Genomic DNA, 11,837 nt, shown 5'->3' on the forward strand with positions numbered 1-11,837 from the left:
TTCGCGTGCCGGCACCTGAACTCCTCGCGGGTGCCGGCACGCGGCTGCGCGCTACACAGTGGGCAGTCCGGCTTCTTGCCAGGCCTTGAAGCCGCCGTCGAGGTCGGTCGCCCGGTGCAGGCCGAGGTCCTTCAGCGCGGCCGCCGCCAGGCTGCTCGTGTAGCCCTCCTGGCACGTGACGATCACCTCGAGGTCGTAGTGCGTGAATTCCAGCCGGGCGTCGCTGCGCGGGTCCAGACGCCATTCGAGGACGTTGCGTTCGATGACGAGTGCGCCGGGGATGTCGCCGTACTCGGCGCGCTGGGCGGCCGGGCGGATGTCGATCAGCACCGCGCCGCGGGCAAGTGCCTGGTGGGTCTCTTGCGGACCGACGCGCGTGAGCCGGGCCCGTGCCTCCGCGAGCAGCTCGTCGATGCCCTTGGAGCCGGGTGGTGGCTGGTGCGCCGTCACCACTGGGCTCCTGCGCGTTCGACGGTGACGACGTCCAGGCTGGTGGCGCCGATGCGGTATCGCGTCATGGTGCTGAGGGCGGGGCCGTAGACGTGGATGCTGACGGCGGGTTGGGTGGAGCGGTTGGTGATCCGGTGGATGTGTCGGGTGCCGAACCGGCGGCCGGCGCCCGTGCCGAGCTCGCGGGCGGTGACCCGGGGCGTGCCGGTGGCGGCTGCCGCGACGGTCTCCTCGATCAGTGCGCCGGCGAAGACGTGGAATGCGCCGGCTGAGCCGCCGTGGTCGTGCAGGTCGGTGCCTTGACCGGGGAGCCAGGTCAACAGCCATACCTCGTAGTCGGGCTCGCTCGCGAGCCGGTGATACCACCGCTCGGTCGCGTGGAAGCGGGGTGTCACCGGCCAGGACTCCGGGTGCGCGGCCAGGCGCTGGGCGATGGCGAGGTGGTCGAGGCGGATGTCCACGGCGGTCACGGGCTACTCCCTGATGTCGGTCCTCTGTCGCATACAAAGCCTATGAGTTAGATAGGCTATAGCGTCACCGGAGCCCTGGTGGACGCGCCGCGCCGGATCTTCCGCGATGTGAGACGCGGGTAGGCGACCAGAAATTGATCAACGGTGGTCTGGCGTGCAATTTCCCCGGCCCATTGCACGCTGCGCTACCCGAAAGAGTCTCATGCTGGTTTGCCTCTTTCACATGAGGACCGGAAAAGCGCTCGGAGCAACGGGTTGAATACGCACGGTTGACCGAATTGCCGGAGGATTCACCGGATCGGCCCATGACCTCAACCGATCAGGCGGAATGGCGCTTTGACCGCAGCCACAAGTATCCGCAGCGTTATATGGTCGGCCTCGCCTGCGAGAGCCGGTAACCCGGAGGTTTCCCCTCGTCCCACGCCTCCGAGGCCCCCCGAAGAACGAGGACGGACACGTGTCGAACTCCCGCCGCGGTGTGCTCGCCGCCGGCCTTGCCACCGTCGTAGTCGGCTCCCTGGGGATCGTCTGGACCCTCAATGCGAATGCGGAAGAATCACCCGGCACGACCGCGGCGATAACCGCGCCGACGGAACAATTGATCGACTCTGTGGAAAAAGAGTCAGGCGGCGCTGTCGCCGCGCTGGACAAGATCGAAACAGCGCAGGATCCCGCGCCGCCGAAGCTGTTGCCGTGGGGCGCGCGGCCGTCGAAATTGACCAGGGCGCGGGCCGGAGCCAGCAGTGCCGCGGTCGCCGCCGCCGGAGCGGATGCGGCATCTGCCGATCCGAGCGGATCACTGGTCCCGGTCCCGGAATACGCCCCGAAGGGTCGCAACTCGCGGGCAGCCGGCATCCTCAGCCGGGCGCGGACCACGATCGTCCCGCCCGCGCCGCCGTCCGCCGGGCAGACGAACAAGGCGCCGACCAACGACGTGTTCTTCCACTACGCGGTCGGCAGCCAGACCGGCGAGACCGACGGCACGTGGGCGAACCTCAGCATCGCCAAGCCCGAACTGGACCACGACGACTATCACACCCTCGCCGAGATCACGGTGCAGTCCGCGGATGGCCGGCAGATCGTCGAGGTCGGCTGGACCGTCGACCGCACGGTCAACGGCGACGACGACCCGCACCTGTTCGTGTACTACTGGAAGAACCGCGAGCCCAGCTGCTACAACGCCTGCGGATTCGAGGTCTACAAGACGGCGTCGATCAAGCCCGGCGACACCCTGCCGACCGGGGTGCAGAAGCGGTTCGGCATCCAACATGCCAACGGCGTGTGGTGGATCGCGTACGACTCGGAGTGGATCGGCTACTTCCCGGACCGGCTCTGGGACTACACCTACACCCGGGGCGGGTACACCCAGTGGTTCGGCGAGGTCGCTGCGGCCAGCGCTGACCCCTGTTCCGACATGGGCAACGGCCTGCCGATGTTGGACGGCAGCGCGTCGCGGATCGGCACGATCTCGATGACCAACGGGCCGGAGCCGCGGGCGAATGTTCGCAGCACCAGCCCGCATTACTCGGTGTACGCACTTAGCGAGCGCACCTTCCGGTTCGGTGGCGTCGGAGCCTGCTGAGCTGTCGCCGCTGAAGCACCCACCGCGGCCCGGTCCCGTTCGGGGGACCGGGCCGCGCCGTCGTGAGCGCGATCGAACCAGAGTGGCCGTGCCGGGGTACAACAAGCCGGGGCACAGCAAGCCGGGGCACAGCAAGCCGGGGCACAGCAAGCCGGGGCACAGCAAGCCGGGGTACAACTGGGCGAGGCACCCGACGGGAGGCAGCGATGCGGCGACGGGCCGGACCCGACGAGGAGCTGATGACCGCGCTCTACACCGAGCACTACGCGGTGCTACTCAGCTTCGTCTCGCGTTACGTGCACGACCGGCACCGGGCCGAAGACCACGTCCAGGAAACCCTGCTGCGGGCCTGGCGGCACATCGACCACCTCGACCCCAATCCCGGGCGGACCCGGTCCTACCTGCTGACCATCGCCCGGAACGTGGTCACCAACGCCTGGCGGGCTGAGCAACGACGGCCGCACCTGGTCGCCGACGATGCGGCGGTGGCAGCGGCGCCGACCGACGACAACGTCGACCAGTTGGTCGAAGGCTGGCTCGTCGCCGAGGCGTTGGAACGGTTGTCCGCCGATCATCGGGCGGTGGTGCAGGCCATGTATTACGAAGGCCGGACCGTCGCGGACGCGGCCCGGAACCTGTCCGTCCCCGAGGGCACGGTGAAGTCGCGGGCCTACTACGCCGTACGGGCGCTGCGGCAGGCGTTCGAGGAGATGGGGGTGCTGCGATGAGCACCGGCCACGACGAACTACGCCGGCTGCTCGGTGGTTACCTGCTCGGCGGCCTCGACGACACCGACACCGATCAGCTGGACGCGCACCTGGTGGACTGTGCGGACTGCCGTGCCGAGTTGGAGCGGCTGGGGTCCGTACCCGAGCTGTTGCGATCTTTGCCCGAGGCCCCGCAGCCGGTGGTGGCCCCCGGAGCGCGGCCCAGCTCGGAGCGGGTCGAAGGTTTGCTGGGCCGGATGCGTGCGGAGCGATCGCGGCAGCGGCGCCGCAGTGGCACGCGCTGGCTTGTCGCCGCAGCCGTGGTGTTGCTGGGCGGTGCTGCGGCGGGACTCGTGGTCCAGCGGACGCCCCCGCCGGCTCCGCAGGCCGCACCCAGCCCGTCCGCGGCGAGGCAGGTCACCGCGGTCTTCCAGCCCGAGGCCGGCAGCGGTCTTGCCGGTCAGGCGGTGCTCACCGGCAAGACCTGGGGAGTGTCCATCGATCTGCAGGTGTCACAGTTGGCCGGCCGCGGCCCGTTCGTGTGCCAGGTGCGCAAGGCCAGCGGCGCGGTGGAGCAGGCGGCCACCTGGGGGCCGACGCCGAGCGGGAACGCCAAGGTGACCGGCGCCAGCTCGATTCAGCTCGGCGAGGTGAGCACGGTCGCCGTCGCCGACGAACGAGGGCACGTGCTCGGCACCGCGCGCCTTCATCCGTAAAGCCGGTCCCGGGTGGCTTGCGGCAGGGAGCACGCCGCGGTGCCGCCGGGCATCAGGTGCCGATGGTCCGCGACCCAGCGGTAGGCGGGCCAGGCCAGCAGCCCCACCGGCTTGGTCTGCAGCGCCCGGCCCGGCACCGCCCAGAACCGGCCGGCGTCCCGCAGCAGCAGCGCGATGGCGTCCGGCCCGGCGGCGATCGTGCCGTCCTCGCCCACCCACTGCACGGCCTGTTCCGTCTGTGCGGTGGTCAGCCCGAGGGCGGCGAGGTCGGCGAACTGCCAACCAACGATGGTCGCGCGGGTCGGGATCCGCCGCTCGATGAACTGGGCACAGGCGGAGCAGAACGCGCAGTCGCCGTCGTACACAAAGGTGGGCTTGCTCATGCAGGCATCCTGTCAGGTGATCCGGCGCAGCCTGGCGAGGTAGGTCTGGACCACGACCACCACGGCGAGGAAGCTGCCGCTGATCACCTGCTGGTAGCTGCTCGGGACCGAGCCGACCTGATTGATCAGGTTTTGGATGACACCCAGCAGGAGCACCCCGGCGATCGTTCCGGCGATCGTGCCCGCGCCGCCGGTCAGCAACGTCCCGCCGATGACCACGGCCGCGATCGCGTCCAACTCCAGGCCGATGCCGAGCACGGTGACCCCGGAGCCGAGCTTGGCGGCATTTATCGCTCCGGCCAGGCCGGCGAGCAGACCGGACAGGACATAAACCCACACTTTCGTACGCCCGACCGCCACGCCCATGAGCCGCGCGGTGTCCTCGCTGCCGCCGACCGCATAGACCGCGTGGCCGAACCGAGTGCGGGCCAACAGCACCATGCCCCCGCCGAAGACCGCCGCCACCAGCCACACCGGGTAGCCGATGCCGAGGAATGCCCCCGTCCCGAACTGGCGGAACGCGTCGCTGCTGACCAGATAGGTGGTCGAGCCCTCATTGCTGACCGCCCGCATCAGCCCCCGCGCGCCGAGCAGTGCGGCCAGCGTGACGATGAACGGCGCCATCTGGGTGCGGGCGATCAGCAATCCATTGAGCAGGCCGATCAACCCGCACACGGCCAGCGGGGCGAGAAAGGCTGGCGCGAAACCCCACTGCGAGGCGTACGCCGACGTCACTCCACCCAGGACATACAGCGAACCTACGGAAAGGTCGATGCCGCCTGTGATGATCACAAACGTCATGCCCAGCGCGATCAGTGCGGGCGGCGCCGCGGCGACCAGGATCGTGCCCGCGTTGTCGTAGCTGCGGAAGTGCGGAAACGCGGCCGCCCCGACGACCAGCACCATGGTGAGTACGGCCACAGCGCCGTGCCGCTGCACCAGGGCAACGAGGTGGTCGACGCGCTGCGCCCGGCGCTCGTCGGCTGCCAGCGTGGTCATCTCGTCTCCTCCGCGGGGGCAGCGACGTGCCGGCGTGGGCGGGCGGTGGCTCTTCGCTCCCGGGCGCTGGTCCTTCGGTCCCCGGTCTTTCGTTCGCGGGCGGCGTAGACGGCGAGCAGGATGATGACCGCCTGGATCATTTCCGTGGTGGAGGCGGGCAGGTTGTGTTTGATCATCGTGGCGATGACGAGCTGCATGAGCAGGGCGCCGGCGACGGTGCCGAGGATGCGGACCGTGCCACCGGTCAGCGGCGTGCCGCCGACCACCACCGCGGTGATCGCGGAAAGCTCGATGAGCAGGCCGACCGAGGAGGCATCGCTGGACTGGATCCGGGCCACGGCCAGGAGGCCGGCCAGCGCAGCGAGGACCGCGCAGAGCACGTAGACGGTGATCAGCACCCGGGTGACGGGCACTCCGGCCAGGGTGGTGGCAGCGCGATTGCCGCCGATGGCCAGCAGGCGGCGACCCAGCACGGTCCGGCGGACCACGAAGGCGATGACGCCGACCAGCAGCGCGGCGATCCAGACCAGGACCGGGATGCCGAGCAGGTCGCCCGAGCCGAGAAAGATCAGGCTCTCGTTGCGGATGTCTTTCAACTGGCCGTCCGAGATCACCAGGGCCAAGCCCCGGCCGCCGACGAACAAGGCCAGCGTCGCCACGATGGGCTGTAAGCCGACCCGGGCCACCAGGACGCCGTTGACCAGGCCCACCGCGATGCCGGCCAGCAGAGCTACGGCGAACGCGGCGCCGACGCCGTACCCGAGGTAGAGGGGGATCAGCGCGGCGGCCAGGGCCATGACCGAACCGACCGACAGATCGATGCCCTCGGTGCCGATGACCAGCGCCATCCCGAGCGCCACGATGACGATCGGGGCGACCTGGACGAGTTGGATGCGCAGGTTGCTCCAGGTCAGGAAGTTCGGCGTGAACAACAGGTTGTAGGCGATCAGTAGCAGGATCGCGGCGTAGACGCCGTACTTCGGGAGCCAGGCCCGGAGCACCGCGGTGGTTTCTGTCCTCATCGGCTGGTCACCTCGCCGCTGTCCGGCGCGGGCTGCGCCGCGGCCGCGATGGTTTCCAGCAGGGCTTCGGTGGTGACGGTATCGCCGTGCAGTTCGCCGACGATGGTGCCGTCGCGCAGGACGAGGACCCGGTCGGCGCCTTCGACCAGTTCTTCGGCGTCGGAGGAGACCAGGACGACGCCGAGGCCGTCGGCGGCCAGCTCGTCGATGAGGGCCTGGACCTCGGCTTTGGCGCCCACGTCGATGCCGCGGGTCGGCTCGTCGAGCAGCAGAACCCGCGGCCGGGTGGCGAGCAACCGGGCGAGCAGGACCTTCTGCTGGTTTCCTCCGGAGAGGTCGCCGACGCGCTGGTTCGGACTGGACGCCTTGATGCGCAGCCGGGTCAGGTAGTACTGCACGATCTCGTCGATCCGGCGCTCCGACACCAGGCCGCATCGCGCCAGACGCGGCAGGACGGCGAGCGCGATGTTCTCGCGGACGGACAGGCCGGGGACGATCCCTTCGGCTTTGCGATCCTCGGGCAGCATCGCGATTCCGGCCCGTACGGCTCGGACTGGGCTGAGCCGGCCCAGCTTGTGCCCGTTGACGGTGACCGCGCCCGCCTCGACCGGGTACGCACCGCCGATCGCCTTCAGTGTCTCGCTGCGTCCGGCGCCGAGCAGCCCACCCAGCCCGACCACCTCACCGGGCTGCACCTCGAAGCCGATGTCGTGCAGCTTGTGCCGGCTGCGGAGCCCGCTCACCCGCAGCACCGGGCCGCTGTCGGCCGGCGCTGGCGACGTCTCTTCGGCCGATTGGTGAAAGGTGGTGAAGCCCTGCTGGCGGACCGTGGACATGTCGCGGCCCAGCATGAGGGAGACGAGGCGCAGCCTAGGCAGGTCGGCGAGGTGCCCGGTGTGCACCACCCGACCGTCACGGAGAATCGTGACGGCGTCGCAGATCTGGTACAGCTCGTCGAGGCGGTGGCTGACGTAGACGACGCCGATCTGGCGGGCGTGCAGGGCGCGAATCACCTCGAAGAGGGTGTCGACCTCGCGGGGTTCCAGGGACGAGGTCGGCTCGTCCATCACGACGACGCGGGCGTCGATCATGACGGCTCGGGCCAGGGCGACCATCTGTTGGCCGCCGAGCGGGAGGGTGCCCAGGCGGCGGCGTGGATCGGTGCTGACGCCGTACTGGCGGAGGACGTCGTGAGCTTCGCGGAACATGCGGCGTTCGTCGAGCAACCCCAGTCTGGTGCGGGGCTCGCGACCCAGAAAGAGGTTGTGAGCCACGCTCATCAGTGGGATGAGGTTGACCTCCTGATAGATCGCGGAGACACCGGCCCGCTGCGCGCCCAGCGGGGAGTCGAAGCGAGCCGGTTCGCCGCGGTAGCGCAGCTCGCCGCTGTCCGGCTGGTATACGCCGGTCAGCACCTTGATCAGCGTGGACTTGCCCGCCCCGTTCTCGCCGACGAGGGCGTGCACCTCGCCCGGTTGCACGGTGAACGAGACGCCGTCCAAGGCGCGGACACCTGGGAAGGTCTTGGTCACGTCGACCACTTCGAGCAGCGCCATCGCTTCAGCCCAGCGGGGTGGAGTCGGCCCAGGTGACGTCCGCGGCATAGCTGACCGGGTTGTCCCAGGCGTTGCCGCCGCCGTTGGTAGCGATGTAGACCGCCTCCGCGTAGTGCCGCCAGTAGTAGCCCGGGTAGTTGATCGATTCCAGGGAAACCTGGCCGGGGACGGCGGTGAGGGGTGGTTGCGCGCAGAACGTGGCGTCCTGCTGGAAGACCGGCGAGTTGTCGTTCGCCGCCCGCTGCAGCCGATAGCCGGCATGCCGCAGGTACTCGCCTGGGAAGTTCACCGACTCGAAGGAATAGCAGCTGGTGTCGGCGAAGCCCGGCCGTACGGTGAAGGTGGCGTCCGCCCGATCGGTGGCCGGACTGGCGGGCGTGATGACGTCGGTGCGCACGTGCCCGTCGTAGTGCCGCAGGTAGCGGTCGTCGTAGCCGGCCGTGGTGACCCGGAACGACCGGTTCTGCCCGGTGGCGAGCGTGGCCCCGCTGCGCCACAACGGCGCTGAGACGGCCCAGGTGGCATCGTCGCGGAACGAGCCGCCGGTGTCGCGGTCCAGCCAGATCTCGGCGTTGCGGTGCCGCAGGTAGTAGCCGGCCAGGTTGGCCGACTCGAGCGAGGTCCCGCCGCCGGACAGGCCCGGCCGGGCGCAGAACGTGGCGTCCGCGGTGAAACTGCCGCCCGTGCTGGCCTCGCTGTAGACACGGTAGCCCCGGTGGCGCAGGTAACGGCCGGGGAAGTTGCGGGACTCGAAGGAGTAGCACGCGCTGTTCGACAGGCCGGGCCGAACGAAGTACGTGGCGTCCTGCCGGTCGGTGCTGCCGCTTGCCGGGCTGATCACGTCGGTCCGGGCCAGGCCGTCGCGATGCCGCAGATATCGGTCGGTGTAGCCGGGTGTGGTGACCCGCAGCGACGCCAGCCGGTTCGTCGGCAAAGTCGTGCCCTGGGCTGCGCCGAGCACCCGAAGGTTGACCGCACGCACGCGGGCGAAGTCCATCTTCTGCACCCGCCGGTCGTACGTGTAGAAGCCGTTGAGTTCCTCCTCCACGTCCGTCGGTTCGGTGTAGACAGACCCGGACAGTCCGTTGCCGTTGATCAGGTCGACGAGCTTGCTGGTGATCTGCACATAGCGGTCGGTCAACGCGGTCGGAGTCGGCAGCCACTCGTACGCGAACTTGCCGCTGGTCGGCCACTCATGTCCGGGGACGCGCAGGCCGAGCCCGCCGTATTCGCCGTTGACCGCGATGCGGGTGGCGGTGGGGGCGCGGGTGATGCCGGGGCCGACGTACATGTGGTCGTCGATGACGTCGCCGTTGCCCGGGTCCGGGTCGGAGTCGCAGCAGTTGGAGCCGGAGTTGTGGTTGACCAGCCGGGTGGGGTCCCAGCTCTTGACCAGGTCGGCGATGCGGCCGGCATCGTATTCGCCCCAGCCTTCGTTGAACGGCACCCACTGGACGATCGAGGTGATGCCCTTGTGCTCGTCGATCAGTTCTTTGAGCTCGCGTTCGAAGCGCTGACGGCCGAGCGTGGACGGTTCGCGGCCGCTGGCCAGGGCGGGCATGTCCTGCCACACCATCAGACCGAGGCGGTCGGCCCAGTAGAACCAGCGGTCGTTCTCGACCTTGATGTGTTTGCGGACCATATTGAAGCCGAGGGCTTTCTGCTGTTCCAGGTCGAAGCGCAGGGCGGCATCGGTGGGCGCGGTGGAGATGCCGTCCGGCCAGTAGCCCTGGTCGAGGGTGCCGAGCTGGGAGACGAACTTGCCGTTGAGGGTGGGCCGCAGGACGCCGCCGAGCATGGCTTTGCCGAGTGAGCGCATCCCGAAGTAGCCGCCCACGGTGTCACCGCCGGCGAGGGTGACTTTCAGGTCGTACAGAAAAGGCTGGTCAGGGGTCCAGAGCCGGGCGTTCGGGACCGGGACGCGGAACGACGTGCCGGCGGTGCCGGTGGCTTGGCCGACCACCGTGCCGCCGGCGAGAACCTGGGCGGTGACCGCCCGGCCGCTGCCGTTCGCGGTCTGCACGACCAGGTCGAGGCCGCCCGCCGCGAGGTTCGGGGTGGTGTCGAGGCGGGTGATCCGCGCGGCCTGCGTCGGTTCCAGCCAGACGGTCTGCCAGATGCCGGAGTACGGCGTGTACCAGATGCCGCCGCGTTGCAGGCGTTGCTTGCCGACCGGGATGTCCTGGCTGTTCGTGGGATCCCACACGCCGACGATGAGCTCGTTGGCGCCGGACCGCAGTGCCGCGGTGATGTCGTAGGAGAACTTGTCGTAGCCGCCCTCGTGGGTGCCGAGCAGCCGGCCGTTCACCCACACCTTCGACTGCCAGTCCACGGCGCCGAAATTGAGCTGCACGTTCCGGCCGGACCAGCCGGCCGGAACGGTGAAGGTACGCCGGTAGTACGAGTGGTCCTGGCGCCGCACGATCCCACTGAGCGCGCTCTCGATCGGGTACGGCACCAGGATTTCCTCCCCGAGCGGGGTGTTCACCGGCGGGTTGTTCAGGTTGCTGGCGCCCGCGAACTGCCAGGTGCCGTTGAGGCTCTGCCACTCGGTGCGGGTGAGCTGCGGGCGAGGATACTCCGGCAGCGGGTTGGTGGTGGACACCTGAGCGGTCCACGGCGTGCTGAGCGGGGGAGGCTTCGGCGCTGCCGTGGCCGGACCGGCGACGACGAGGGTGCTCGCCGCGCAGATCAGGGCAGCAATGCATGCTCTCACTGCGGTTCTCCTTGTCGGGGAAAGGAGGCTCAGTAGGCGCTGTTCAGATCGGTTTTCGCGGTACTCTCGTCGTATTCGCGGTCGCTGATGACGATGTCCTCGGCGATCGGTTCGCCGGCGAAGAACGTGGTGGCCGTGGCGAAGGCCAGCGGGCCGAATCGCGGGTTGGACTCGATGACCGCGGAGATCCAGCCGTCGGCGATGGCTTGGACGGCGCCGCGCGTACCGTCGATCGAAACGATTTTGACGTCGCCCTTGGTCTTGCCCGCGCCCTTGAGGGCGACCTGCGCGCCGAGGGCCATCTCGTCGTTCTCGGCGTAGATGCCGTTGATGTCCGAGTTGGACTGGAGTAGTTGCTCGGTGACCTTCTGGCCTTCCTCGCGGGAGAATTGGCCGGTCTGTTCAAAGACAATCTTGACGTCGGGCGCGATCTTGGCGATCTGGTCCTTGAAGCCTTGAGTACGCAGCGTCGTGACGTTGTTGCCCGGCGCGCCGAGCAGAATCGCCACCGAACCCTTGTTGCCGAGCGCCGCGGCCATCTTGTCGGCGGCACGCTTGCCCTGCTCCGCGAAGTCCGAGCCGATGAAGGTCAGGTAGTCCTTGCAAGGCGTGGCGTTGATCTTGCGGTCGATGGTGATGATCGGGACCTTCTTGGCGGCGGCCTTGGCGAAGACCGAGTCCCAGCCGTCGGAGTTCAGCGGCGCGACGATGAGCAGCTGCACGCCCGCATCGAGCATCTGCTCGACGTCGCTGATCTGCTTGTTGAACTGTGAGTTTGCGTTCGTGGTCCGCAGGTTGCCGGCCGGGATGCCGAGCCTCGCCGCCTCGTCCTTGATGGATTGAGTCTCGGCGATGCGGAACGGGTTGGCCTCCTTCTCCGACTGGGAGAAGCCGATCTGTGCGGTTTTGAGATCGACCTTTTGCCCGCCGAACTGGGTCAACGTGCAGGTCTTGGCGCCGGGCGCGGCGGACTGGACGACCTGCGCGCCCGCGGACGGATTGGCGCTGCCGGGTGCGGGCGCGCCGCTGTCCTCGGCTTTCGCGCAGGCGCTGATCAGCAACAGGGTCGCCCCGAGGGCGGTGACAGCCGGCCTCCAGCGACCGGACATGGCGCTCATGGCATGTGCTCCTGTGGGGGTTGACATCGAAGTCTTTCCATACAGAAACACATTCACGCACTATCGAACTTTTCCTGTCAAGGTTAACGTCGTAACCGACCAGAAATGAACGCGGCTG

Annotated in this window: 11 protein-coding genes; 3 read left to right on the forward strand and 8 right to left on the reverse strand. The window is 68.8% G+C overall.

Features of this window, described 5'->3' with window-relative positions:
* Nucleotides 1-51: 51 nt before the first annotated feature.
* Both ACIA1L_RS18175 and ACIA1L_RS18180 read right to left on the reverse strand, forming a co-directional pair.
* A complete protein-coding gene (locus ACIA1L_RS18175; protein WP_396073902.1) occupies nucleotides 52-450 on the reverse strand; it encodes a rhodanese-like domain-containing protein in 399 nt (132 codons plus the stop codon).
* Nucleotides 447-920 carry a cysteine dioxygenase gene (locus tag ACIA1L_RS18180; protein WP_396073903.1) on the reverse strand — a complete coding sequence of 158 codons (474 nt, stop codon included), beginning with the start codon at nucleotides 918-920 and terminating at the stop codon, nucleotides 447-449. Before ACIA1L_RS18180 ends, ACIA1L_RS18175 begins: the two co-directional genes overlap by 4 nt.
* Nucleotides 921-1,377: 457 nt before the next feature.
* Here ACIA1L_RS18180 and ACIA1L_RS18185 point away from each other — a divergent pair, with 457 nt between their 5' ends.
* The 3 genes from ACIA1L_RS18185 to ACIA1L_RS18195 all read left to right on the forward strand — a co-directional run bounded on the left by ACIA1L_RS18185 (nucleotide 1,378) and on the right by ACIA1L_RS18195 (nucleotide 3,925).
* Nucleotides 1,378-2,502: a neprosin family prolyl endopeptidase gene (locus ACIA1L_RS18185; protein WP_396073904.1), complete on the forward strand. Its 1,125-nt coding sequence runs from the start codon at nucleotides 1,378-1,380 to the stop codon at nucleotides 2,500-2,502.
* A 206-nt stretch (nucleotides 2,503-2,708) separates the two neighbouring features.
* Nucleotides 2,709-3,230: a sigma-70 family RNA polymerase sigma factor gene (locus tag ACIA1L_RS18190; RefSeq protein WP_396073905.1), complete on the forward strand. Its 522-nt coding sequence runs from the start codon at nucleotides 2,709-2,711 to the stop codon at nucleotides 3,228-3,230.
* Nucleotides 3,227-3,925, forward strand: coding sequence for a zf-HC2 domain-containing protein (locus ACIA1L_RS18195; protein ID WP_396073906.1), 699 nt, complete (start codon nucleotides 3,227-3,229; stop codon nucleotides 3,923-3,925). Before ACIA1L_RS18190 ends, ACIA1L_RS18195 begins: the two co-directional genes overlap by 4 nt.
* Here ACIA1L_RS18195 and ACIA1L_RS18200 read toward each other — a convergent pair.
* The 6 genes from ACIA1L_RS18200 to ACIA1L_RS18225 are packed head-to-tail and all read right to left on the reverse strand — an operon-like array spanning nucleotide 3,916 to nucleotide 11,719.
* On the reverse strand, nucleotides 3,916-4,308 hold the full coding sequence (locus tag ACIA1L_RS18200) for a thiol-disulfide oxidoreductase DCC family protein (RefSeq protein ID WP_396073907.1): 393 nt from the start codon (nucleotides 4,306-4,308) through the stop codon (nucleotides 3,916-3,918). The genes ACIA1L_RS18195 and ACIA1L_RS18200 overlap by 10 nt on opposite strands.
* A gap of 12 nt (nucleotides 4,309-4,320) precedes the next feature.
* Nucleotides 4,321-5,307 (reverse strand): ABC transporter permease, encoded by a 987-nt coding sequence (locus tag ACIA1L_RS18205; protein ID WP_396073908.1) that lies wholly within the window; start codon nucleotides 5,305-5,307, stop codon nucleotides 4,321-4,323.
* Nucleotides 5,304-6,329, reverse strand: a complete 1,026-nt coding sequence (locus tag ACIA1L_RS18210) for an ABC transporter permease (RefSeq protein ID WP_396073909.1) — start codon at nucleotides 6,327-6,329, stop codon at nucleotides 5,304-5,306. The genes ACIA1L_RS18205 and ACIA1L_RS18210 overlap by 4 nt, the downstream gene beginning before the upstream one ends.
* A complete protein-coding gene (locus tag ACIA1L_RS18215; RefSeq protein ID WP_396073910.1) occupies nucleotides 6,326-7,885 on the reverse strand; it encodes a sugar ABC transporter ATP-binding protein in 1,560 nt (519 codons plus the stop codon). The genes ACIA1L_RS18210 and ACIA1L_RS18215 overlap by 4 nt, the downstream gene beginning before the upstream one ends.
* Nucleotides 7,886-7,889: 4 nt before the next feature.
* Nucleotides 7,890-10,601: an AbfB domain-containing protein gene (locus ACIA1L_RS18220; protein ID WP_396073911.1), complete on the reverse strand. Its 2,712-nt coding sequence runs from the start codon at nucleotides 10,599-10,601 to the stop codon at nucleotides 7,890-7,892.
* 29 nt (nucleotides 10,602-10,630) lie between these two features.
* Nucleotides 10,631-11,719, reverse strand: coding sequence for an ABC transporter substrate-binding protein (locus tag ACIA1L_RS18225; protein WP_396073912.1), 1,089 nt, complete (start codon nucleotides 11,717-11,719; stop codon nucleotides 10,631-10,633).
* Nucleotides 11,720-11,837: the final 118 nt, after the last annotated feature.

It is taken from the genome of Actinoplanes sp. NPDC051859 (genome assembly GCF_044452725.1).
Taxonomy (GTDB): domain Bacteria; phylum Actinomycetota; class Actinomycetes; order Mycobacteriales; family Micromonosporaceae; genus Actinoplanes.